Annotated in this window: 21 protein-coding genes; 15 read left to right on the forward strand and 6 right to left on the reverse strand. The window is 72.2% G+C overall.

The annotated features are described in order from the left end of the window. Nucleotides 1-18: 18 nt before the first annotated feature. Nucleotides 19-1080 (reverse strand): FecCD family ABC transporter permease, encoded by a 1062-nt coding sequence (locus IE275_RS11230; protein ID WP_189710380.1) that lies wholly within the window; start codon nucleotides 1078-1080, stop codon nucleotides 19-21. Between the two features lie 321 nt (nucleotides 1081-1401). Continuing rightward, on the reverse strand, nucleotides 1402-3672 hold the full coding sequence (locus IE275_RS11235; protein ID WP_189710382.1) for a M4 family metallopeptidase: 2271 nt from the start codon (nucleotides 3670-3672) through the stop codon (nucleotides 1402-1404). Nucleotides 3673-4066: 394 nt separating this feature from the next. Here IE275_RS11235 and IE275_RS11240 point away from each other — a divergent pair, with 394 nt between their 5' ends. Continuing rightward, nucleotides 4067-4531 (forward strand): hypothetical protein, encoded by a 465-nt coding sequence (locus IE275_RS11240; protein WP_229870198.1) that lies wholly within the window; start codon nucleotides 4067-4069, stop codon nucleotides 4529-4531. Between the two features lie 21 nt (nucleotides 4532-4552). Here IE275_RS11240 and IE275_RS11245 read toward each other — a convergent pair whose 3' ends face one another. Continuing rightward, nucleotides 4553-5005 carry a flavodoxin family protein gene (locus tag IE275_RS11245; protein WP_189710384.1) on the reverse strand — a complete coding sequence of 151 codons (453 nt, stop codon included), beginning with the start codon at nucleotides 5003-5005 and terminating at the stop codon, nucleotides 4553-4555. A gap of 257 nt (nucleotides 5006-5262) precedes the next feature. Here IE275_RS11245 and IE275_RS11250 point away from each other — a divergent pair, with 257 nt between their 5' ends. The 4 genes from IE275_RS11250 (at nucleotide 5263) to IE275_RS11265 (ending at nucleotide 8368) form a co-directional block, all read left to right on the forward strand. Beyond that, nucleotides 5263-5637 (forward strand): hypothetical protein, encoded by a 375-nt coding sequence (locus tag IE275_RS11250; RefSeq protein WP_189710386.1) that lies wholly within the window; start codon nucleotides 5263-5265, stop codon nucleotides 5635-5637. A 206-nt stretch (nucleotides 5638-5843) separates the two neighbouring features. After that, a complete protein-coding gene (locus IE275_RS11255; RefSeq protein WP_189710521.1) occupies nucleotides 5844-6227 on the forward strand; it encodes an ArsR/SmtB family transcription factor in 384 nt (127 codons plus the stop codon). 143 nt (nucleotides 6228-6370) lie between these two features. Further along, complete coding sequence (locus tag IE275_RS11260; protein WP_189710388.1) at nucleotides 6371-7696, forward strand: DUF3500 domain-containing protein; 1326 nt, start codon at nucleotides 6371-6373, stop codon at nucleotides 7694-7696. A 204-nt stretch (nucleotides 7697-7900) separates the two neighbouring features. Next, nucleotides 7901-8368 carry a hypothetical protein gene (locus IE275_RS11265; protein ID WP_189710391.1) on the forward strand — a complete coding sequence of 156 codons (468 nt, stop codon included), beginning with the start codon at nucleotides 7901-7903 and terminating at the stop codon, nucleotides 8366-8368. Nucleotides 8369-8477: 109 nt separating this feature from the next. On the opposite strand, the gene IE275_RS11270 is transcribed toward IE275_RS11265, so the two are convergent. Continuing rightward, a complete protein-coding gene (locus tag IE275_RS11270; protein ID WP_189710393.1) occupies nucleotides 8478-8681 on the reverse strand; it encodes a hypothetical protein in 204 nt (67 codons plus the stop codon). A 364-nt stretch (nucleotides 8682-9045) separates the two neighbouring features. Here IE275_RS11270 and IE275_RS11275 point away from each other — a divergent pair, with 364 nt between their 5' ends. The 6 genes from IE275_RS11275 to IE275_RS11300 are packed head-to-tail and all read left to right on the forward strand — an operon-like array spanning nucleotide 9046 to nucleotide 14274. Further along, entirely contained in the window at nucleotides 9046-10437 is a 1392-nt protein-coding gene (locus tag IE275_RS11275) for an ATP-binding protein (RefSeq protein ID WP_189710395.1), read from the forward strand. After that, on the forward strand, nucleotides 10434-10856 hold the full coding sequence (locus tag IE275_RS11280; protein ID WP_189710397.1) for a roadblock/LC7 domain-containing protein: 423 nt from the start codon (nucleotides 10434-10436) through the stop codon (nucleotides 10854-10856). The genes IE275_RS11275 and IE275_RS11280 overlap by 4 nt, the downstream gene beginning before the upstream one ends. Beyond that, nucleotides 10853-11215: a DUF742 domain-containing protein gene (locus tag IE275_RS11285; protein WP_189710399.1), complete on the forward strand. Its 363-nt coding sequence runs from the start codon at nucleotides 10853-10855 to the stop codon at nucleotides 11213-11215. Before IE275_RS11280 ends, IE275_RS11285 begins: the two co-directional genes overlap by 4 nt. After that, nucleotides 11187-11810, forward strand: a complete 624-nt coding sequence (locus IE275_RS11290) for a GTP-binding protein (RefSeq protein ID WP_189710401.1) — start codon at nucleotides 11187-11189, stop codon at nucleotides 11808-11810. Before IE275_RS11285 ends, IE275_RS11290 begins: the two co-directional genes overlap by 29 nt. Beyond that, the gene (locus IE275_RS11295) at nucleotides 11807-13060 is read left to right on the forward strand and encodes a cytochrome P450 family protein (protein ID WP_189710403.1); all 1254 of its coding nucleotides are present in this window, start codon (nucleotides 11807-11809) and stop codon (nucleotides 13058-13060) included. Before IE275_RS11290 ends, IE275_RS11295 begins: the two co-directional genes overlap by 4 nt. Further along, on the forward strand, nucleotides 13057-14274 hold the full coding sequence (locus IE275_RS11300) for a cytochrome P450 family protein (protein WP_189710405.1): 1218 nt from the start codon (nucleotides 13057-13059) through the stop codon (nucleotides 14272-14274). The genes IE275_RS11295 and IE275_RS11300 overlap by 4 nt, the downstream gene beginning before the upstream one ends. 243 nt (nucleotides 14275-14517) lie before the next feature. On the opposite strand, the gene IE275_RS11305 is transcribed toward IE275_RS11300, so the two are convergent. Beyond that, nucleotides 14518-16023 carry a helix-turn-helix domain-containing protein gene (locus tag IE275_RS11305; protein WP_189710407.1) on the reverse strand — a complete coding sequence of 502 codons (1506 nt, stop codon included), beginning with the start codon at nucleotides 16021-16023 and terminating at the stop codon, nucleotides 14518-14520. A 282-nt stretch (nucleotides 16024-16305) separates the two neighbouring features. Here IE275_RS11305 and IE275_RS11310 point away from each other — a divergent pair, with 282 nt between their 5' ends. The 4 genes from IE275_RS11310 (at nucleotide 16306) to IE275_RS11325 (ending at nucleotide 19812) form a co-directional block, all read left to right on the forward strand. Beyond that, nucleotides 16306-16899, forward strand: coding sequence for a TetR/AcrR family transcriptional regulator (locus IE275_RS11310; RefSeq protein WP_189710409.1), 594 nt, complete (start codon nucleotides 16306-16308; stop codon nucleotides 16897-16899). A 61-nt stretch (nucleotides 16900-16960) separates the two neighbouring features. Further along, a complete protein-coding gene (locus tag IE275_RS11315; protein ID WP_189710411.1) occupies nucleotides 16961-17581 on the forward strand; it encodes an L-threonylcarbamoyladenylate synthase in 621 nt (206 codons plus the stop codon). Nucleotides 17582-17690: 109 nt separating this feature from the next. Next, nucleotides 17691-18446: a dienelactone hydrolase family protein gene (locus IE275_RS11320; protein WP_189710413.1), complete on the forward strand. Its 756-nt coding sequence runs from the start codon at nucleotides 17691-17693 to the stop codon at nucleotides 18444-18446. Nucleotides 18447-18645: 199 nt separating this feature from the next. Continuing rightward, nucleotides 18646-19812: a glycoside hydrolase family 64 protein gene (locus IE275_RS11325; RefSeq protein ID WP_189710415.1), complete on the forward strand. Its 1167-nt coding sequence runs from the start codon at nucleotides 18646-18648 to the stop codon at nucleotides 19810-19812. 63 nt (nucleotides 19813-19875) lie between these two features. Here IE275_RS11325 and IE275_RS11330 read toward each other — a convergent pair whose 3' ends face one another. Next, nucleotides 19876-22278, reverse strand: a complete 2403-nt coding sequence (locus tag IE275_RS11330; RefSeq protein WP_189710417.1) for a M4 family metallopeptidase — start codon at nucleotides 22276-22278, stop codon at nucleotides 19876-19878. Between the last annotated feature and the right edge of the window lie 287 nt (nucleotides 22279-22565).

A 22565-nucleotide genomic window follows, 5' to 3' on the forward strand; every position in this document is an offset into this window, starting at 1 on the left:
CTCCGGGACGGGTCATGGTCAGCGGCCTCCGAGCGGCCGGTCGCCGCGCCGCATGAGCAGCAGGAAGGCCGGGACGCCGACGACGGCGGTGATCACTCCGACGGGCAGCTCGGCCGGGGCGAGCAGCAGCCGGGAGAGCAGGTCGGCCCAGACGAGCAGGACGGCTCCGGCGAGCGGGGCCAGCACCAGTACCCGGCGGTGGTCGGCACCGGCCACCATGCGCACCAGGTGGGGCACCATCAGCCCGACGAACCCGATGGCTCCGCTGACCGCGACGACGGTGCCCGTCACGGCGGCGGTGACGAGGAACAGCTCCCGGCGCAGCACGTCCGGCCGGACGCCGAGGGCGGCGGCGGTCTCGTCGCCCATGGCGAGGGCGTTGAGCGCCTCGGCGCGCCGGCGCAGCCAGGCCCAGCCGAGGGCGACGGTGACGGCGGCGATCGGCACCTGGGCCCAGGTGGCCCCGCCGAGGCTGCCCAGCAGCCACATCATCGCGGAGCGGGCGGCCTCGCCCCGGGCCGCGCCGAACACCATCACGGTGGTCACGGCCTCGAAGCCGTACGCCAGGGCCGTGCCCGTCAGGATCAGCCGCAGCGGGGTGAGGCCCTGCGGGGTGCGGGCGGCCGCGTAGACCAGGGCCATGGCGGCGAGGGCCGAACCGAACGCGGACACCGACAGGGCCCACACGCCGAGGCCGGCGAACGCGCCGAGCAGGATGACGGCGTTGGCGCCGACCGCCGCGCCCGAGGAGATGCCGAGGACGAACGGGTCGGCCAGCGCGTTGCGGACCATGGCCTGCACGGCCACTCCGACCGAGGCGAGCCCCGCGCCGACCACGGCGCCGAGCACGACGCGCGGCAGCCGGATCTCCCAGACAATGGTGTAGGCGGCGCCGTCCGCGGCGGACACGGTGCCGCCGGTGAGTCCGGCCCACAGGAAGCGGAGGACGTCGGCCGCCGCGACGCCCGCGGCCCCGAGGGCCACGCCGCAGAGCAGGGAGCCGAGCAGGAGGAGGCCGAGGCCTGCGGCGACGGGGGCAAGGGGGGTACGGCTGGGGTTCGCCGTGGTGGGTCGGCGCACGGGCGGGGCGGTCCTTCGGCTGGGGCCGCCACAGATGCACGGAGACGGCCCGGACGGCCCGCCGGCCGTGCGGTCCCCCTTCTCGCAGTCCACGGCGAGCGGTCAACGGGTCGCGTACCCACCGTGGGCGATCGGGCTCACGCGGCGGACCTACGGTTCGCCGCGCACACCGTTGCGGGTCAGCGCCGGACTCTCACCGGACTTCCCCCGCGGGGGGCCTTCGGAGCCTAACAAACGTGGATCTTGGTGCTCGGTGCGGGGCACGGCGGCACCGCCGCCCGGACCCTCGGGGCCCGGGCGGCGGTGTGCGGCGCGCTCCGGTCAGGGAGTCAGCTGCCAGCGCTGGATGTAGCCCACGTCGATCGACGCGCGGTCCTGGACGCGCAGTTTCCAGGTGCCGTTGAGCGGCTGGGCCGAGGCGTCGACCGTGAAGGTCTGGTCGACGTTGTCGGCGGATCCGCCGCTGCGGTTGAGCAGGGAGTAGACGGTGCCGTTCGGGCCGACGAGGTCGACGGTCAGGTCACCGCGGTAGGTGTGGACGATGTTGACGTACACCGAGGCGGTGGCGGAGGCGTTGCCGTCGCGGCCCTCGATGGTGAGCGCGGACTCCACGGCAGCCCCGTTGTCGGGGATGTCGACGCGGGTGGCGTTGGCGTAGACGTACGCGATCCGCCAGGCGAAGGTGTCCGAGACGGACGCCCCGGTGCTGTCGGTGACCTTGATCGTGACGTCGCCGGTGCCGAGGGTGGTCGGCGTGCCGGTGATCAGACCGCTCGGGCTGATGCTCAGGCCGTCGGGCAGTCCGGTCGCCTCGTAGCCGAGGCCGGCGCCGGTGTTGGTGGTGTAGGCGTCCACCTGGAGGCTGACGGCCTGGCCGATGCCGCTGATCTGGTCGGCGATCGGGGCGAGGTTCACGCCGAGGGCTATCCGGTTGCCGACGTTGATGCCGGCCCAGGCGTCGGCGACGGCCAGGTAGGTGGGGCTGTAGGCGCCGAACAGGTCGGCCGCGGCCGACAGGGTGGCGGTGCGGGCGCCGGCGTAGTTGGTCGACGAGGTCATGTACGTCGACAGCGCCCGGTACCAGATCGCGGCGGCGTTCTCGATGCCGATGCCGGTGACGGCCTGGCCGTCGTAGGTCGGGCTGTCGTAGGCCACGCCGTTGACCGTCTTGGCGCCGCTGCCCTCGGAGAGCAGGTAGAAGAAGTGGTTCGCCGGTCCCGAGGAGTAGTGGACGTCGATGCTGCCGAGGGTGGAGCTCCAGTAGTCGCGCGAGGAGCCGTCCTTGGAGGGCTTGTCCATGTAGCGCAGCGGGGTGCCGTTGCCGTTGATGTCGATCTTCTCGCCGACGAGGTAGTCCGGGACGTCGGCGGTGAGGCCGGCGTCGAACTCGACGGCCGCGGCGAAAATGTCGGAGGTCGCCTCGTTGAGACCGCCGGACTCGCCCGAGTAGGTCAGGTTGGCGGTGGCGCTGGTGACGCCGTGGCTCATCTCGTGGGCGGCCACGTCGAGCGAGGTCAGCGGGTGGGTGTTGCCCGAACCGTCGCCGTAGGTCATGCAGAAGCAGCTGTCCTGCCAGAACGCGTTGACGTAGCTGTTGCCGTAGTGGGCCCGGCTGTAGGCGGCGACGCCGTCGTTGCGGATGCCGTTGCGGCCGTGCACGTCCTTGAAGTAGTCCCAGGTGGCGGCGGCGCCGAAGGCCACGTCGACACCGGCGGTCTGCCGGTTCGCCGGGGTGCCGTCGCCCCAGACATCGTTGTCGTCCGTGAAGAGGGTCCCGGTGCCCGAAGTGCCCTGGTTGAGGTCGTAGGTCCGCTGGTTCGCGCGGTCGGGGTCGACGAGCTGGTACGTCGATCCCGACGGGGTGCTGCCCACCGAGACCGAGCCACTGTACTGCCCGGTGCCGCTGCCGGTGTGCACCTTCTCGGCGGCGAGGATCTCCTTGCCGCTGGTCGCGTCGGTGACGACCTGGAGTTCGCTCGGGGTGCCGTCCGCCTGGACGCCCTCGACGACCGTCTCCCAGGCGAGGACGGGCCTGCCGGTGCCGGCCCAGACGACGAGGCGCGGCGCGCGCTCGGTCTCGGCGCCGGTGACCTTGCCGTGCCTGGCGGCGGCGAGCGCCTTGCCGGTGGCCGTGGACGCGGCGAGCTTCGGGGTCAGCGAGGGGACCGCGAGGGTCGCCCCGGTGGCCTTGGACACGGTGGTCCGGCCGTTCCTGAGGTGGACGACCAGGTCGCCGCCGAGGACGGGCAGCCCGGCGTAGGTGCGCTCGTACCGGGTGTGGGTGGTGCCGTCGGCGTCCTGGACGACGTCCTTGACGACGAGCTTCTCCTGGGCGCCGAGGCCGAGCCTCTGGGCCGTGGCACCGGACGCGGTCTGCGCGCTCTTGAGGAGCGAGGTGCGGCGGGACGGGCTCAGGGTCACCGGGGCGGAACCGGCCCGGGGGGTGGCGCTGATCTTGGCGGGGCCGGGATCGGCGGGTGCCGCCGAGGCGAGGCCGGTGGGGGCTCCGAGGGCCAGCAGCGAACCGACGGCGGTGAGGGCGAGGACGGTGGCGCGTCTGCGCCGGGAGGCGGGGCGGGGTCGCCGGGGCAACGATTTCTCCTTCTGCGACGGTCGGCCCGAGGTGGGGGCCGAGGTGGGGGCGGACCTGCGGGGTGCGGCAGGTCCGGGCACGCGGCACGGCAGGCGGGTGGAAGGAGGTGGGGGTGAGTGACGGGAGCGAAGTCACGTGAAGGAACGGTGAACTTCGGGAAGCAGCCTGACATCGCGCCCACAGGTTTGTCATGGGAATGCCAAGACAACGGCTGGAAATGACCATGGGCGGCTGCGGATTCGGCATGCTCGGGGCACCTTTTCGGCCTCGGCCGGGCGCCGGGCCGTGGGCCGTTCGAGTGGTCCGTTCCCGCTCGCCGTCGTAGCGTCGTTACAGCACCTCCCCGGGCGATGGACGGCAGACGGCTCCCGGGACGGGCGGGCGGGAGCGAACATGCGACACACGACGAGAACAGCGGTCATGATCTGTGCGGCACTGGGTCTCACCGCGACGATCGGCACGGCCGCGGCGGCCCCCGCCGCCTCGCCGCCGGCACAGCGGACCGTGGCGCACAAGGCCCCGGATCCCGTCCTCGTCGACTGCTTCTGGCATCCGCAGACACGGCCGAAGGAGTTCATCCTGGCCTGCGGCGACGGCAACAGCCAGCTCGTCTCCCTGCACTGGGAATCCTGGGGCACGCGCTCGGCGCGGGCCACGGGCGTCAACGTGGTCAACGACTGCGACCCGTACTGCGCGATCGGCACCTTCCACCCGTACGCCGTCGTCGTGCGGCTCGACCGGCCGGAGCCGTGGAAGAAGCACCCGCGCGTGGAGCACTACGGCCGGATCACGCTCACCTACCTCGGCGAGCGGCCGGCGCAGTTCGACCGGGTCGTGTCGTACCCGCTCTGGAACTGAGGCGCTCCTCCCCGGCGGGGGTCACTCCATCAGGCCGGCGGCCAGGGTCGCGCCCAGCTCCCAGCAGGCTTGCACGTCCGGCTTGGCCGGCTCCCCGGTGACCGTGACGGGATCGGCGGCGCGCCGCCAGCCCAGGCCCGTGGTGACGGTCTCCACGGCGCGCACCGCGCCGGTGACGTCGTTGCCGCCGTGCACCCAGTAACCGAACGGCCGGCCCCGGGTGGTGTCCAGGCACGGGTAGTAGACCTGGTCGAAGAAGTGCTTGAGCGCGCCGGACATGTAGCCGAGGTTGGCCGGGGTGCCGAGCAGGAAGGCGTCGGCGGCCAGGACGTCCGAGGCGGTGGCCGCGAGGGCCGCCCGCCGTACGACGCGGACACCCTCGATCTCCGGCGCCGTCGCGCCCGAGACGACCGCCTCGAACAGTGCCTGGCAGTTCGGCGAGGGGGTGTGATGGACGATCAGCAAGGTGGCCACGGAACCGAACCCTGCCCGCTCCCCCGCCGCGTCGCAAGCGGGACCGGCGGTCGCGGCGGCGGGCCGCACCGACGGAAAGCCGGTGATTCGCTCAACTCCCGTACGACAGTGGTCAGATGACGGCACGGATCTTCGTCTTTCGAACCCTTCTGGGCCAGTCCCGGAGCGTGTCGGTTCTGCACGGGACGCGCTCCGTACGGTCGGGACACGAGCGGGGCGGGAGGTTCCCGGACCCGCAGACCGGCAGGAGGAACGCCATGGCGAATGTGGAAATCTCCCTCAAGGAGATCATGACCACGGTGGAGGGGACGGTGGGTGCCGCCGTCGTCGACTACACCAGCGGGATGGCCCTGGGCACCATGGGCGGCGGCAAGGACCTCGACCTGGGGGTCGCCGCGGCGGGCAACACGGACGTGATCCGCGCCAAGGTCCGCACCATGGAACACCTGGGCCTGAAGGGCGAGATCGAGGACATCCTGATCACCCTGGGCAGCCAGTACCACCTCATCCGGCTCGTCCAGGGCCGCCAGGGCACGGGGCTGTTCATCTATCTCGTCCTCGAACGCGGCCGGTCCAATCTGGCCATGGCCCGCCACCAGCTCAAGCGGATCGAGGCCGACCTCGAGGTGTAGACGCCCGAACGGTCCTCGGCTTCGCATGTCCATCACTTGCAGATTTCTTCATCTCGACACATCCAGATCAGCGCATCACCGGGATGTGCGGAGCCCGCAGCCACGAGGATCGTGACGCAGGACCTCGCGCGCGGCGGCTTACGGAGGCGGGCCGCCGCGCCGCCGAGCACCACCCATCGAACGCGGCAGGGAGCGAGCGATTGACCATGCAGGTCCCCCTCTACCAGGCCAAGGCCGAGTTCTTCCGCATGCTCGGGCACCCGGTCCGCATCAGGGTCCTCGAACTGCTCCAGAGCGGCCCCGTCGCCGTGCGGGACCTGCTCACCGAGATCGAGATCGAACCGTCCAGCCTCTCGCAGCAACTGGCGGTGCTGCGCCGCTCCGGGATCGTGGTGTCCATCCGGGAGGGCTCGACGGTCAGCTACGCGCTGGCCGGCGGCGATGTCGCCGAACTGCTGCGGGCGGCCCGCCGCATCCTCACCGAACTCCTCGCCGGGCAGAACGAGTTGCTGGCCGAGCTGCGCCAGGCCGATCCGCAGCTCCCCGTGGCGCAGGGCGCCGTGGCGCAGGGCGGTGGGGCCCGGACCTGACGAGACTTCCGCCGAGAGCCCTGACGAGACCCCTGCCGAACTCATCCCCTGACGCGGGCCCTGACAAGGTGCCCCGACAAGGCCCCGCCCCCGCGTCCCCCGCCTTCAGGTTCGCTTCAGGTCCGTCGTGGACGTTGATCCGCATGCACGGACACCGACCACGCACCCCCGAAACCGAGCACAGCCGCCGCTGGTTCATGAACAAGGCGTTGCTCGCCGGCGGAGTCGCCGCGATGGCGACCATGACCGGCTGCTCGTCGAACTCCTCCGGCACCGCCGACACCGCCGCGTCCTCCGGCGCGCCCGGCGGCATGCCGTCCGGAATGCCCTCCGGCGGACCCGGCGGCGGGGCCGGAGGGATGGGCCCCGGCGCGAGCGAGGTCACGTACGCCGACTTCGTCGGGGTCACCACCGACGGCAAGGTCGTCGACGACCTGTACGCGATCCACAGCACGGACGTCTCCACCGACAAGGTCGTCAAGGCCGCGCAGGCCTTCCTGGACGGGCTGACCTCCAAGGAGCGCAAGGCCTCCGTCTTCGAGGTGGACGACGACGAATGGCTGGCCTGGAGCAACGTCGACGGCTACCAGCGCGAGGGCGCCCGGATGGGCGACCTCACCGAGAAGCAGCGCGACCTCGGATACGCCCTGCTCGGCGCCGCCCTGTCCGCCGACGGGCTCACCCGGACCCGCAACATCATGAAGCTCAACGCGTTCCTGGGCGACTACAGCGGCGGCGGCAGGGACACCCTCACCGAGGGCGCCTACTTCTTCACGTTCATGGGCACCCCGTCGACCACGCAGCCCTGGGGCTTCCAGTACGAGGGCCACCATGTGGCCATCAACTACTTCGTGCTCGGGGACCAGGTCGTCATGACGCCGACGTTCATGGGTTCCGAGCCGACCTCGGCGACCTACCAGGGCGAGAAGATCACCCTCTTCACGAAGGAGACCACGGCCGGTCTCACCCTGCTGCGCTCGCTCACCGACGCCCAGCGCAAGAAGGTGATCTCGTCGGAGACGAAGGCCGGCGACAACCTGAAGGCCGGCGCGGGCCAGGACAACGTGAAGCTCGCCCACCAGGGCCTGATCGCCTCCGGGTTCACCACGGCACAGAAGGACAGCCTCCTCGACCTGGTGCGCGTCTACGTCGGCAACCTGGCCGACGGGCACGCCGAGGTGAGGATGCGGGAGGTCGAGGACCACCTCGACGACACGTACTTCTCCTGGATCGGCGAGACCGAGGACTCCTCGGCCTTCTACTACCGCGTGCACAGCCCCGTGGTGCTCATCGAGTACGACGCCCAGTCCCCACTGGCCTACGGCAACAAGGACAGCGGCGGGGGCGGCGGCATGGGCGGGCCGGGCGGCACGCCGACCCAGCAGCACATCCACACGATCATCCGCACCCCCAACGGCGGCGACTACGGAGTGGACCTCCTCAAGCTCCATCTGGAGAACGACCACTGACCCACCCACCGGAAGCCGGCTCCGAACAGGAGTGCGGAGGTCGAACGAAACAGACCAAAACGCCAGGCCTCGCCACCCCTTCCGCCACGTAGAAATATCTACCAGCATGCAGGTGCCGAGGCCGGACACGGCCGACGGCGCACCCCCGGCGACGCGCCGACCCGCGTCCGGCCGGGACCTGGGGACAGCAGACGGAGCCGGACAATGAGTGAAGTGATGTGGGACCGCGGCGTGGAGTGGCTCGCCGCCGCGGCGACGGACCCTCGGGTCTGCAAGCGCGAATGGGACCAGGGCGAGGGAATCGCCCTGCTGGAGGCGGGCCGTTACTGGGATGTGCTCAGCGTGCCGGACCGGCTGGGCATGCTGGCCCTGGACCTGCTGTGGCAGTCGTCCCGGCCCGCGCCGGGACCCACCCTGGTGGACACCGCGGCCCACCGGGTGGGCTTCTTCCTGCCACCGGACCCGGGCAGCCGGTGGATCGGGGCGGGGCTGCGCCACGCGGGCCGGGGTTCCTGGGTCGCGGTACCGCCGCCGTACCGGTCCGCGCGGTTCGTGGAGTGGCTGGTGCCGCCGGACGGCTCCGGCTTCCTGCACGCGCCGGTGACGCTGGAACTGGCGCTGCGCCAGGCCAACGGCACGCTGGCCGTGCTGACGCCGCTGTGCGACGCGTAGGGCCCGCCGTTCGGGACCGTGCGGCGCGTCACGGAGTGCGGCACGCGCCCCGACAGGCGCCGGACCCCGTCCGCGCAGCCCCGTCCGGCTCGCGGCGCGATGCGGCGTGTCAGGGACGCCTGCCGCCCGGGACCCGGGCGAGGGGCACCCACGGTACGTCCGGGTGGGCGGGCACGGTCCGCCCCCGGGCCCGCCACTCCGCGACGAGCCGGGCGTAGATGGGCGCACGGCACCAGGTGCCGCCGGAGGACTGGGCGTGGAGCAGGCCGGCCGGGCAGTCACCGGCGGGCGGCACGGGAAGGGGGCGGTCCATGCCGGGGCAACGCGCGCCCCGCACCGTCGGTACGCGCGGGCACGGGCGCTCACCGGAGCGGGTGAGCGCAGCCCCCGTTCGGCGGACCCGCCGGTCCGATCGTCGGACCGGCAGGGACGCGATCGTCACTCAACTCGCGTGATGTGCACGGCAATTCAGACACTCACCGCAGAAGCGAACAGATGCCGGGCTCTTTCGGAGCGAAGTATCGCTCAACCGTGCGGGATCGATCGATGACGGTGTGTACTGTGCTGCGGGTGCCCGGTCTCCATGTCTCCCGGGCCCTCCTCTGCCCTGCCCTGCCCACCTCCGCCCCGCACATGCCCGTGCCCGGAACGACGCCCACCTTCCTGGAACCGAATCGATGATCGAATTACCGGACCTGGCTGTCGGCGGTCTGGCCGCCGGCACACTGTCCGCGCTCGCCCTCGCCGGCGGGATGCTGCGGTTACGACGGCAACAGATCCGGCAGCGCGCCGAGACCGCCGCGCTGCGCACCCAACTCGACGGCTCCTTACGGGCGTTCACGGCAGAGGTGGAGCACCTCGCCGCCCGCCGGGTGCCCGCGGCCGCGCGCCGGGTCGCCCATCCGCACACGGAAGTCCCGGGCCCGCTCCAGCCGTTGACCGTCGGCACGCCGACCGGGATCGCGCTGGAGAACGTCCTGCTGGCGCTCCAGGCCGAGGTGGCCGCCCAGCGCACCCGGGTGGACGCCGCGGCGCAGGCCGGGATGCGGGGCGCCACCCGGGAGATCCAGGCCGCTCTGTATCGGCTCCAGGACGCCCTGCGCGGACTGCAACAGCGCTACGACGACCCGGAGTTGGCGCAGACCCTCTTCCGGCTGGACCACGAGAACGAGCAGTCGCTGCGCCGGGCGCAGGTCGCCGCCGTGGTGTGCGGGGCCTGGGTCGGACTGGCCCGTGAGGAGTCGCACCTGGTCGACGCGGTGACCGGCGGTCAGGCCCGGCTCGCCGGGTACCAGCGGGTCGAGGTCCACAACCACCTCGAAGCCGGCACGGCCCTGGTCTCGCACGCCGTGGAGCCGGTCGCCATCATCGTCGCCGAGCTGCTCGACAACGCGCTGCGCCACTCCTCCCCGGACACCGACGTCGTGGTGAGCCTGGAACACGTCCACCACGGCGTCTGCGTGACCGTCGACGACGCCGGCCTCGGCATGAACCGCGACGAACGCGACCGCGCCCAGCGGCTGGTGGCGGGCGACGAACCGATCCTGCTGACCGATCTGGGCGACCCGCCGCGCATGGGGCTGGCCGCGATCGGCCGGCTGACCCGGCAGTTCGACCTGGGCGTGGACCTCTCCTCGCCCTCCCCGTACGGCGGGGTGCGCGCGGTCCTGCGGGTCGACGCCCACCTCCTCAGCCGGATCGACCCCGAGAAGCGTCCCCCGGCCGCGAGCGCCCCGCGCACGACCCGCAGGCCCGCATCCGAACGGCCCGCCCCCGCGCACGCGTACGGGAGCGAGGGCCTCGGACCGGAGCCGGCCGGTCACCACGGACCCGGCGACACCGACGGGCTGCCGCAGCGCCGCCGCCGTGCCCGCGCCGCCGCCGCGGAGGCCACGCCGGCGGCCGCCGAGCCCGTCCGGCCGGCCCGCAGGCCGCAGGACGCGGCGGCCGCGCTCGGCGGCCTCCAGGCCGGGACCGCCGCCGCCCGCGCGGGCGCGGCCGAGTACCCCGCGGCGGGCGACGACGACACCGACCAGACCGACCACGCAGAAGGGGGAGCGGCCCGATGACCAGCCGCAACACGGGCGACACGGCATGGGTGCTGGAACCGATCCTCCAGGTGCCGCACGTGGTGGCCGCCGTCATGCTGACCCGGGACGGGCTCGTGACGGGGTACACCGACGCGCTGTCGCAGCCGTCGGCCGAACGGGTCGCCGCCATCACCAGCACCGTGCAGGGGGCCTGCCGGACGGCGGCGGCCGCCTTCGCCGACCGGGAGAAGGCCGAGGTACGGCAGATCGTCATCGAGTCCGACCACGGCTATGTGCTGATCGTGCCGACCGACCACGGCACCTGTGTCGCCGCGTACGGGGACGGCGAGGTGCGCCTGGACCTGCTGGCGCACCGGGTCCACTCCCAGGTGGCACGACTGGGCGAGAAGGCCATGGCGGCCGCGCCCCGAGGAGCCGACGACACCGCGCCCGCATGACCGGCCGCCCGGCCGGCCGTCCCCTGGTTCCCGCCTATCTGTCGACCGGCGGAGTGACCCGGCCCAGCCGCCCCCACATGGAACGGCTGACCGTCCTGGCGCTCGGCGGCGAACCCCGGCCCACCGGACTGCCCGCCGCCGCGCTCGCCCTGCTGGACGCCCTGGAGGGCGGCTCGCTGGCGGTGGTGGAGGCGGCGGCGCTGCTGCGGCTGCCGGTGTCCGCGGTGCGGGTGCTGGCGGCCGACCTCGTCGACCGGAACCTGGTCCTCGCCCGTGCGCCGATCCCGCCCGCCGAACGGTTCGACCCCGACCTGCTGAAGAGAGTGGCCGATGGCCTTCGCGCCCTCAAGCGCGCCTAGCGCAAGCTCCCCCCATGGCATCCATCTGCCGGACACCGCCCGCGAACTGGTGAAGATCCTGGTCGCGGGGCCGTTCGGGGTGGGCAAGACGACCCTGATCGACTCCGTGTCCGAAATCCGGCCCCTGCACACCGAGGAGCACCTGAGCGAGGCGTCCGCCGAGGTGGACGACCTGGCCGGGGTGCGGGACAAGACGACGACCACCGTCGCCATCGACTTCGGCCGGCTCAGCCTGCCCGGCGGGGTGGTGCTGTACCTGTTCGGCACCCCCGGGCAGGAGCGGTTCCGGGCGCTGTGGGACGACATCGCCCACGGGGCGCTCGGCGCGCTCGTCCTGGTGGACAGCCGCCGGATCGACGCGTCCTTCGGCGTGCTGGGGCTGGTGGAGGAGAGCGGGCTGCCGTACGCGGTCGCCTTCAACGACTTCCCGGACGCGCCCCGGCACCACGGCGTGCAAGAGCTGCGCCGCGCCCTGGACCTGGAGCCGGGGACGCCCATGGTGACCTGCGACGCGCGGGACGCGAACTCCTCGATCGACGCGCTGCTCGCGCTGGTCGACCATCTGATCAGCCGTGACCCCGTGGAGGCCCGGTGACCACCTATCCCCCGGACCGGCGGGACTTCTCGCGCTCGGCGCCGGTGCGCCTGTGGGAGGACGGCTTCGCCTCGGATCCCCGGCACTACTACGGCGCCCTTCGCGCCCAGGGCCCCGTCGGCTGGGCGGAGCTGGCGCCCGGGGTGCCGGCCTACCTGGTCACGGACCGGCGGGCCGCGCTGGAGGTGCTGCACGACGAGGAGACGTTCTCGCACGACCCGCGGGCGTGGGAGGAGACCGTCCCCGCCGACTCCCCGGTGCTCGGCATGATGCGCTGGCGGCCCAACGCGCTGTTCGCCGACGGTGCCGCCCACGTCCGCTACCGCACCACGCTGCTCGACGTGTTCGACCTGGTCGAGCCGTACGACCTGCGGGCGCGGGTGCAGCGGGCGGCGCGGCTGCTGGCGGACCGGATCGGGCCGCGCGGGGAGGCCGATCTGGTCGGGGACTTCTCGCGGCCGCTGCTGGCGCTGGTCCTCAACGACCTGTTCGGGCTGCCGGACAGCCAGGGCGACCGGCTCAACCGGGGCCTCGGCAAGATGATGGAGGGCGGGGCGCAGGCCGCGCAGGGCGAGGCGGAGTACGCGGGGTACGTGCTGGACCTGATCGCCGCCAAGGCCGAGCGGCGCGGGGAGGACCTGCCGAGCCGGCTGCTCGACCATCCGGCCCGGCTGACCCAGGAGGAGGTCACCTGGCAGGTGTTCCTCACCCTCGGCGCCGGGTACGAGCCGACGGCGAACCTGCTCTCCAACACCCTCTCGCGGATCCTGGGCAACCCGGCCTACTACTCCACCCTCACCAGCGGCGCCCGTCCGGTCATGGACGCGGTCGTCGAGGTGCTGCACCACGAGACACCGCTGGCCAACTACGGCATCTACTACGCCCGCAGACCCGTGTCGTTCCACGGGGTGTGGCTGCGCGAGACGGTGCCGGTGGTGGTGTCGTACGGGGCGCTCGGCCACTTCGCCGAGCAGGAGGCCGCCCCTGACCGGCATCCCGGCGACGCCTCGCACCTGTCGTGGGGCGCGGGTCCGCACTCCTGTCCGGTGAAGCAGCACACGCTGCTGATCGTCACCGAGGCGATCGAGCGGCTCACCCAGTGGCTGCCCGACCTCGATCCCGTGCTGCCGCGCGAGCGGCTCAGCTGGCGGCCGGGGCCGTTCCACCGCTCGCTGACCGCGCTGCCGGTCCGATTCAGTCCTCGCTCCCCCGCATCCGAACCGCCAGACCAGCCAGGAGTTCCGTCGTGACCGTGACCGACCGCTTCGTCCTCGACCCGCTGGGCGCCGACATCCCCGCCGAGAGCGCCCGGCTGCGCGCCCTGGGCCCGATCGTGCCCGTGGAGCTGCCCGGCGGCATCCCGGCCTGGGCGCCCACCGGCTACGACACGCTGAAGGAGCTGATCCTCGACCCGCGGGTCAGCAAGGACCCCCGGCAGCACTGGCGGCTCTGGCCGGAGCTGGGCGAACACCCGTCCTGGGGCTGGATCCTCGGCTGGGTCGGCGTGGTCAACATGCTGTCCACGTACGGCGCCGACCACGCCCGGCTGCGCAAACTGGTGGCGCCGAGCTTCACGCACCGGCGCACCGAGGCGCTGCGGGAACGGGTCGAGGCGATCACCAAGGAGCTGCTGGAGGGTCTCGACGCCGGCGGTGACGTGGTGGACCTGAAGGCGGGCTTCGCGCATCCGCTGCCGCTGCGGATCATCTGCGAACTGTTCGGGGTGCCCGAGGAGATGCGGGGCGACACCGCCGCGCTGATCGCGGCGATCATGGACACCTCGGACCCGAGCCCGGAGCACGCCGCGTTCGTGCAGGAGCGGATCGGCACGGTGCTGGGCGGGCTCATCGCCCACAAGAGCGAGCATCCCGGCGACGACATGACGACCGAACTGATCCGGGTCCGCGACGAGGACGGCGACCGGCTCAGCGGCGAGGAACTCATGTACACGCTGCTGCTGGTGATCGGCGCCGGGTTCGAGACGACCGTGAACCTCATCGGGAACGCGGTGGTGGCGCTGCTGCGGCGGCCGGAGCAGCTGGCGGCCGTACGGCGCGGGGAGATCGGCTGGGACGCGGTGGTGGACGAGACCCTGCGCGCGCATCCGTCGATCGCCTCGCTGCCGCTGCGTTTCGCGGTGAGCGACCTGACGGTCGGCGATGTCACCGTTCCCGCCGGGGACGCGATCATCACGACGTACGCGGCCGCCGGGCTGGACCCGGAGCACTACGGGGCGGACGCGGACGTGTTCGACGCGACGCGCGGGGCGGACGATCATCTGGCGTTCGGGATCGGTGTGCACCGGTGCATCGGCGCGCCGCTGGCCCGGATGGAGGCGCTGACCGCGCTCCCCGCCCTGTTCGAGCGGTTCCCGCGGCTGCGGGCGGCCGACGGGGAGCTGCGCCAGGTGCCGTCGTTCATCGCGTTCGGCTGGCAGGAGATCCCGGTCCGGCTGCGGGACTGAGGCGCGAGGGGGCGGTGGCTCCGGGCACGGGGCGCGCGGGTTCCGGGACGCGCGGGTGCGGGGCACGGGTGCGGGGCACGGGTGCGCGGGGGCATACGGGTGCGGGGGTGCGACCAGTCCCCCGTGCCGGTCGCATCCCCGCCGTGCTGGAACCTACGCGCCGGGCGAGCGGCTTGTGAATCGTGTCGATGCCCGTTCTGCGGCGCCGAGGACTCACCTGTGCACAGGTGAGTCCGGAAGGCCCTATTCCGCTCCTGGCCGGAGGGCTCCGCGCAGATCGGGCTGGTCGAGGTCACGCGTCGCCAGATGGGCGAGGACGACTTCGTAGAGGTCGCTGCCGGAGGCCAGGAGCTGGCGTTCGAGCACGGGTTCGGCGCTGCGGACGTGCTCACGCACGGTCTGGGCGTGCACACCGAGCAGCTGCGCGGCCCGTTCGGCGTTGCCGCCCGCGGCGATCCAGGTGCGCAGGGTGCGGCGCAGGTCGCGGCCGTCGGTGTCCAGGCGGGCCAGCAGATCCTGTCCCCAGGTGGCCAGGGCGGGCCCGGTGAGCAGGTCGCCGAGCCGGGCGGTCGCTGCCGCGCCGCCCGCGCGCTCCTCGGTGAAGCCGACCTGGGTGTTGAGGGCGAGATGGACGGTGGCCCGGACGGTGAGGTCGGAGAAGTCGGTGCCCAGCAGGTTCTCGACCCGTTCCATCCGGGCGCGGACCGTGTTGCGGCTGACGCCCAGCACCTTCGCCGCGCTGACGGCGGTGAACTCCAGGCCGAGCCGGGTGGTGGCGAGGAGTTCGGCGCGGGTGTGGTGCGGCAGGGTGTCGAGGGGGCGCAGCAGCCGGGTCGTCCAGGTGGCCAGCACCTCCGGATCCATCAGGCGCTCGGGATGGGTGCGCTCGGCGTAGACGGCCCGGTGGTCGGGGCGGAAGCGGGCGACGGCGAGGGCGCTGACGGCCTGCCCGTAGGCGGTGGCGGTGCTGGCGAGGCTGTGCCGGGTGCTGCCGCCGAGGTAGGCGTCGGGGGTGCGGTCGCACAGGGCCCACAGGGCGGCGGCCGAGGTGTCGTCCGGGGTGACGACGATGACGTGGCCGTCCATGGCGGGGCAGCGGACGACGAGGGCCTCGTCGCAGGTGGCCGCGAGGCAGTCCTCGGCGAGGCGGTCGCGGTCGGCGGGGGCGCTCTCGACGACGTAGACGCAGGCGGTGTCGGTGTCGAGCAGGCCGGGCCACAGGCCGGCGGCGACCCGGCGGGCGGCGACGATGTCCTCGACCATGAGGAGCTGGAGGATGGCGAGGCGCAGGTCGGAGGTGGCGCGGGCGAGGCGGTGTCCGGTGGCGGCGGTCTGCCGGGCGCGCAGCACCAGCTCGAGGACGGTCGCGGTGTGCGTGACGATGTCGGCGGCGCGCCGGTCGAAGGGAGCCGTACGGGAGACGGTGAGCACGCCCGTCGAGGCGGGGGCCGGCAGGGCGACCCCGATCAGCCGGGCGAAGCGGCCGTCGCCCTCCCAGGCGGCGGAGGCGATGCGGCCGGAGAGGATGTCGGCGGCCGGGCCCTGGTCGAGCGGCTGCTGCGTTCCGGCGAGCGGGGTGCCGGTGTCGTCGACCAGGCACACGGTCGCGTCGAGCGTGCGTGCCAGCCAGTCGGTGATCCTGCGGAGGTCCGACCTGCTGGGGCGCAGGTGGTCGAGGAGTTCCCGCGCCCACGTCGGGTCGGCGCCCGTCACCTCGGTGTCGCGGTTCCCGTCGTCCCGGCCGGTCATGCGCGTGCTCTCCTCGTCCCTCCGGCCCCCGCGGGCCGAACCAGTCATTTCGGTCGGGGACGTTACCTCACCGGGCCGAAAGGTCCGAGGCCCGTGGGCCGGAGCGGTCCGGCGGACCCCGGTGGCGGCCCCGGCGCGCGCGTGGGCATAGATATGCGGGCGAAGGCATGGCGCCCGGACGTCTGGGCGGCCCGGCCGTCCCGGACGTACCATGACTCCGTCCGCCCGCCCGCGACCTCGCAGGTCAGCGGCCCTTCGCAGACGAACGGGAGAGCACCCGCCGTGGCCCATCTGCGCGCTGCCCAGAAGGAGATGACCCGTCGGCTGCTGCTGTCGACGGCGCTGGAGCTGTTCGAGGCGCGCGGCTACGCGGGGACGACGGTCGACGACATCGCCAAGGCGGCGGGCACCACACGGGTGACGTTCTACGCCTACTTCCCCTCCCGGACGGCGCTGATGAAGGCGCTCTTCGAGGAACTCGACCGGTTGCTGGCGGAGCGGGAGGGGGCCGCGGACCTGGTCACGGTGGTCCGCGCGGGACAGCGCGACGGGTTCGGGATCTGGCTGACCGCCGTCTCCCGGCAGTGGCCCCGGATCCGGCCGTACGTCCTGGCCGCGCACGAGGCCGCCGCCGTGGATCCGGAGGTGCGGGAGCTGGTCGAGGGGTGGTTCGACGGGGTGGTCCACGACATCGAGGCCGGCCTCGACCAGGCGGGCCGGTTCGATCCGGACTCCCGGCGCACCCGCGGCTTCCTGGCGCTCGCCCAGCTGGACCAGCTGGGCCGGCACTGGATGCGGCACGGCTGGCGGACGGACCCGGCGACGGCACTGGGGGTGCTCACGGACAGCTGGACGCAGCTGCTGGGAGACGGGTGAGCGGCGGACACCGTGAGCGGCCGGGGACCGTACGGTTCCCGCCACGGCATAAGCTCGGCCAATGGCCAAGTACTACGACGTGCACCCCGACAATCCCCAGCCGCGCACCATCTCCCAGGTGGCGCAGGCCATCCGGGACGACGCGCTGATCGCGTACCCGACGGACTCCTGCTACGCCCTGGGCTGCCGGCTGGGCAGCAAGAACGGCATCGACCGGATCCGGGCCATCCGCAAGCTGGACGACCGGCACCACTTCACGCTCGTGTGCCAGGACTTCGCGCAGCTCGGCCAGTTCGTGCGGGTGGACAACGACGTGTTCCGCGCGATCAAGGCGACGACGCCCGGCAGCTACACCTTCATCCTCCCGGCGACCCGGGAGGTGCCGCGCATGCTCCAGCACCCGAAGAAGAAGACGGTGGGCGTGCGCATCCCCGACCATGTCGTCACCCAGGCCCTGCTCGCCGAACTCGGTGAACCGCTGCTGTCCAGCACGCTGTTGCTGCCGGGCGAGGAGGAACCGATGACCCAGGGCTGGCAGATCAAGGACGAGCTGGACCATCTGGTGGACGCCGTGCTCGACTCCGGGGACTGCGGCACCGAGCCGACCACGGTGATCGACTTCTCCGAGGGCGAGGCCGAGGTCGTGCGGCACGGGGCGGGGGACGCCTCACGGTTCGAGTGAGGCACGGGGGTCCTCACGACCGGTTCCGTGGTACCTGCAACGATGGGCGCGGAACCGCATCGCCAGGCGGAACCACCGCCCGCCGTGAACCGCGCAGAGAGGCACCCCCATGACCTCCGTACAGGGATCAGCCGTGGACATCCGCACCGAGGACGGTGTCGCGGACGCCTACCTCGCCCGTCCCGCCGACGGGTCGCCCCGTCCGGGTGTGCTGCTGTACCAGGACGCGTTCGGGCTGCGCCCGCATCTGCGGGCGATGGCCGACCGGCTCGCCGAGGCCGGGTACACGGTGCTGGTCCCCAACGTGTTCTACCGTCACGGGCGCGCCCCGGTCGTGGAGTTGCCCGAGTTCATCGACCCGGCGGCCCGGCCGGAGATCTTCGGCGCCCTGACGCCGGTCATCCGGTCCCTCACCACCGAACGGGCCATGCGGGACGCGGACGCGTATCTGCGGTGGCTGGAGGAGAGCCCGCTGGTCACGGACGGTCCGGTCGCGCTGACCGGGTACTGCATGGGCGCCCGGCTCGCGCTGCTGACCGCCGGCACCCACCCGGAGCGGGTGGCGGCGGCGGCCGGCTTCCACGGCGGGCGGCTCGCGACCGACGCGCCGGACAGCCCGCATCTGGTGGCCGGCCGGATCACCGCGGAGCTGTACTTCGGCCACGCGGACCACGACGCGTCCCTGCCGCCCGAGCAGATCCGGCTCCTGGCCGACACCCTCACCGAGGCCGGCGTACGCCATCGCTGCGAGGTCTACGAGGGCGCCCACCACGGCTTCACCCAGGCCGACACCGCCGCGTACGACGAGAAGGGCGCTGAGCGTCACTGGTCGGCGCTGCTTGACCTGCTGAAGCGGACGTTCTGACGGCACGGGCGCCCGGGCCCGGCGGCGGCCCGGGCGCTCTCTTCTGTCCGAATCATTGACATGCACACACCTCAGTGCGACTTTGAGAGCGCTCTCAAGCAGGTACGGACCAAGACGGTGCGGACCAACCCCACAGGTCAACCCCACAGACCTTCCCGCACGGAGGTGGAGAGTGCTCGCAAGGATCACTTTCAGACTGATGGGAGCCGCCGCCCTGATCGGCGCGCTTCTCACCCTCGGACCCCCGGCCACCCCGGCCGCGGCGGCCGTCCCCGACACCATCCCCCTGAAGATCACCAACAACTCGGGGCGCGGTGACGCCCTCTACGTCTACAACCTCGGCACCCAGCTGACGACCGGCCGGCAGGGCTGGGCGGACGCGGGCGGCACGTTCCACCCCTGGCCCGCCGGAGGCAACCCGCCGACCCCCGCGCCCGACGCCTCGATCCCGGGCCCGGCCGCCGGGCAGTCGGCGACCATCCGGATCCCCAAGTTCTCCGGCCGGATCTACTTCTCGTACGGCCAGAAGCTCGTCTTCAAGCTCACCACCGGCGGACTGGTGCAGCCGGCCGTGCAGAACCCGAGCGACCCGAACCGGAACATCCTGTTCAACTGGTCGGAGTACACGCTCAACGACTCCGGTCTGTGGCTGAACAGCACCCAGGTCGACATGTTCTCCGCGCCGTACGCGGTCGGCGTCCAGCGCGGCGACGGGAGCACGGTCAGCACCGGACGCCTCAAGCCGGGTGGCTACAACGGGTTCTTCAGCGCCCTGCGCGGACAGCCGGGCGGCTGGGCGAACCTCATCCAGAGCCGGTCGGACGGCACCGTGCTGCGCGCGCTCTCCCCGCTGTACGGGGTGGAGACCGGAGCCCTGCCGGCGGGCGTGATGGACGACTACGTCAACCGCGTCTGGCAGAAGTACGCCACGACGACACTCACCGTGACCCCGTTCGCCGACCAGCCGGGCATCAAGTACTACGGCCGGGTCTCCGGCGGGGTCATGAACTTCACCAACACCTCGGGAGCCGTCGTGACGAGCTTCCAGAAGCCGGACGCGGCCAGCATCTTCGGCTGCCACAGGCTGCTGGACGCCCCGAACGACGCCGTCCGCGGGCCGATCTCCCGCACCCTGTGCGCGGGATTCAACCGGTCGACGCTCCTGGTCAACCCGAACCAGCCGGACACCACGACGGCGAACTTCTACCAGGACGCGGTGACCAACCACTACGCCCGCAAGATCCACGCGCAGACGGCCGACGGCAAGGCGTACGCGTTCGCGTTCGACGACGTCGGTCAGCAGGAGTCGCTCGTCCATGACGGCTCCCCGCTCCAGGCGTATCTGACGCTGGATCCGCTGAACTGAGCGCGACGGCGTCCCGCACACGGAGGGAGCCCGTGTGCGGGACGCCGGTTCGAGGGGTGCGGATCAGCCGGTCGTGACGGCGGTGTCGTCGACGACGAAGCTGGTCTGGAGCGAGGAGTCCTCGACGCCGGAGAACTTCAGGGCCACCGTGGAGCCCGCGAAGGAACCGAGGCTGAAGGACTTCTGCACATAGCCGGAGGCCGCGTTGAGGTTCGAGTACGTGGCCAGGGTGGTCGACCCGGCGGTGACCGTCAGCTTGTCGTACTGGGTGCTGGTGGTGGTCTCGGCCGTGTCGATGTGCAGGTAGAAGGTGAACGTGGTGTTGGTGCAGCCGCTCGGGATCATCACCGACTGCGTCAGCGTGTCGGTGTGGGTCGATCCGTAGCCGTCGAGCCAGGCCTTGTAGGAGCCGGTGCGGGCCGCCTGGCTGCTGGAGTTGGTGATGACTCCGCTCGACGCCGTCCAGGTGGTGTTGCCCGACTCGAAGCCCGCGTTGCCCAGCAGCTGCGTCGCGGTGCAGGAGCCGCCGCCCGTCGAGCTGACCGTCCAGGTGAAGGAGGCGGTGCCGGTGGCGCCGGTGGAGTCGGTCACCGTGACGGTGGTGCTGTAGGAGCCGGCGGTGGTCGGCGTACCGGAGATCAGACCGGTGGAGCTGCTGATCGACAGCCCGGTGGGCAGACCGGTCGCGGCGTAGGTCAGGGAGCCGCTGTTGGTGCTGCTGGCGGTGATCTGGAGGCTCGCGGCGGTGCCGACCGTGGCGGACTGGCTTCCCGGGTTGGTCACCGTGACGCCCGTCGACGGAACCGTGATGTGGCTGCCGACGTTGATGCCGGCGAAGGCGTTGCCGACACCGGCGTACTGGGCGGAGCTGGAGCCGTAGAGCGCCGAGGCGGCGTTCAGCGCGGCGGTGCGGGCCTGGGCGTACGTGGTGCTGGACGTCATGTACGTCGTCAGCGCCTTGTACCAGATCTGGAGCGCCGCGGCCCGGCCGATGCCCGCGACGGCGACACCGTCGGAGGTCGGGCTGTTGTAGGTGACACCGTTGATGGTCTTGCTGCCGCTGCCCTCGGAGAGCAGGTAGAACATGTGGTTCGCCGGGCCCGAGGAGTAGTGGACGTCGAGGTTGCCGATACCGGAGTACCAGCTGTCGGCGGAGCTGCCGTCCTTGTCGGGCTCGTCCATGTAGCGCAGCGGGGTGCCGTCGCCGTTGATGTCGATCTTCTCGCCGATGAGGTAGTCACCGACGTCGGAGGAGTTGGCCGCGTAGAACTCCACGCCCGTGCCGAAGATGTCGGAGGTGGCCTCGTTCAGGCCGCCCGACTCCCCGGTGTAGTTCAGGTTCGCGGTGTTGGACGTGACGCCGTGGCTCATCTCGTGGCCCGCGACGTCCAGCGAGGTCAGCGCGTGGGTGCTGCTGGTGCCGTCGCCGTAGGTCATGCAGAAGCAGTCGTCGTCCCAGAAGGCGTTGACGTACGCCGTGCTGTAGTGGACGCGGGAGTAGGCGGCGACGCCGTCGTTCTTGATGCCGCTGCGCCCGAAGGTGTTCTTGTAGAAGTCCCACGTCACCTGGGCGCCGTAGTGGGCGTCGACGCCGGCGGTCTGGGTGTTGGAGCCGGAGCCGGTGCCCCAGGTGTCGTCGGCGTCCGTCATCAGGGTGCCCGTGCCGGACGTGCCGTTGTTGAGGCTGTACGTCTTGTGCGTGCCGCGCGTGGTGTCGTTCAGCTGGTACGTCGACCCGGACAGCGTGGTGCCGATGGTGACGGTACCGCTGTACTGGCTGTTGCCGGTGCCGGTCTGGACGCCCTCGAACTGGGAGAGCTTCGCGCCGGTCGTGGCGTCGGTGATGACGTGCAGCTTGCTCGGCGTGCCGTCGTCCTGAAGACCGCTCACCACGGTCTCCCAGGCGAGCTTGGGCGTGCCCTCGCCGGCCCAGATCACCTTGCGCGCGCTCTGGGCGGCGGGGTCCTGGGCGTCGAGCGCCTGCGCGGCCTTCAGGGCCTTGGTCTCGGCGGCCGCCTTGCCGTACGTGGCGGTGGTGGACTTGACCGAGACGGTACGGCGGTTGTTGTTGAAGGTCGTGCTCACCGTGCCGACGGCCAGCGAGGCCGGAGGTGTGTGCACGACGAGGTCGCCGCCGAGGACGGGCAGACCGGCGTAGGTGCGCTCGTAGCGCGTGTGCACGGTGCCGTCGTTGTCCTTCACGACGTCCTTGACGAGCAGCTTCTCCTGGGCGCCGAGGCCCAGGGTGTCCGCCGTCGTCGTCGTCCTCGCCTCGGCGCTCTTGATCAGTGCCGTGCGCTGGGCGGGCGTGACCTCGGCGGGCAGACCGCCGGTGCGCAGGGGGCTGGGGTGGGGGGCTGCGGGCTTCGCGACCGCCGGAACGGTCTGGACTCCGACGGCCAGCAGCGCGGCCGTGGAGAGCAGTGCCGCTCCGACCGCGGTCCGCTTGCGGGGGTTGGGTCTCACTCGTTCTCCTCCTGCTGCGGCCGCGGGGTACGGCCGGTGACAGACCGGGCAGACGGGTGTGCTGTCCGGGACGAGCTGTGCGGGACCGAAAGAGGGTGAAGGCAACCGCCGTGTGGGGTACGACGGCTGGGAGGGAGAATGACAGGCTTGACGGATGCATGTCAGCCAGACCGGAGTGCTTCAAGGGTTATCCCTCGGTGCCGGGCACGACCGAGGGCATCACCCCCGGCAACCCTGTGGACGAGCTGTGCGCCTGCTGTCCGGGCGGGCGGACGCGGCCCCACGTC

Source organism: Streptomyces phaeofaciens (genome assembly GCF_014648915.1).
In the GTDB taxonomy this organism is placed as follows: domain Bacteria; phylum Actinomycetota; class Actinomycetes; order Streptomycetales; family Streptomycetaceae; genus Streptomyces; species Streptomyces phaeofaciens.

Bases quoted from the DNA above. Each gene is read 5' to 3' on its own strand.
- IE275_RS11255 (WP_189710521.1), top strand. From the start codon at position 5,844: ATGCAGGTCCCCCTCTACCAGGCCAAGGCCGAGTTCTTCCGCATGCTC.
- IE275_RS11250 (WP_189710386.1), top strand. From the start codon at position 5,263: ATGGCGAATGTGGAAATCTCCCTCAAGGAGATCATGACCACGGTGGAG.
- IE275_RS11260 (WP_189710388.1), top strand. From the start codon at position 6,371: ATGCACGGACACCGACCACGCACCCCCGAAACCGAGCACAGCCGCCGC.
- IE275_RS11265 (WP_189710391.1), top strand. From the start codon at position 7,901: ATGAGTGAAGTGATGTGGGACCGCGGCGTGGAGTGGCTCGCCGCCGCG.
- IE275_RS11275 (WP_189710395.1), top strand. From the start codon at position 9,046: ATGATCGAATTACCGGACCTGGCTGTCGGCGGTCTGGCCGCCGGCACA.
- IE275_RS11285 (WP_189710399.1), top strand. From the start codon at position 10,853: ATGACCGGCCGCCCGGCCGGCCGTCCCCTGGTTCCCGCCTATCTGTCG.
- IE275_RS11290 (WP_189710401.1), top strand. From the start codon at position 11,187: ATGGCCTTCGCGCCCTCAAGCGCGCCTAGCGCAAGCTCCCCCCATGGC.
- IE275_RS11315 (WP_189710411.1), top strand. From the start codon at position 16,961: ATGGCCAAGTACTACGACGTGCACCCCGACAATCCCCAGCCGCGCACC.
- IE275_RS11325 (WP_189710415.1), top strand. From the start codon at position 18,646: ATGGGAGCCGCCGCCCTGATCGGCGCGCTTCTCACCCTCGGACCCCCG.
- IE275_RS11240 (WP_229870198.1), top strand. From the start codon at position 4,067: ATGCGACACACGACGAGAACAGCGGTCATGATCTGTGCGGCACTGGGT.
- IE275_RS11280 (WP_189710397.1), top strand. From the start codon at position 10,434: ATGACCAGCCGCAACACGGGCGACACGGCATGGGTGCTGGAACCGATC.
- IE275_RS11305 (WP_189710407.1), bottom strand. From the start codon at position 16,023: ATGACCGGCCGGGACGACGGGAACCGCGACACCGAGGTGACGGGCGCC.
- IE275_RS11320 (WP_189710413.1), top strand. From the start codon at position 17,691: ATGACCTCCGTACAGGGATCAGCCGTGGACATCCGCACCGAGGACGGT.
- IE275_RS11270 (WP_189710393.1), bottom strand. From the start codon at position 8,681: ATGGACCGCCCCCTTCCCGTGCCGCCCGCCGGTGACTGCCCGGCCGGC.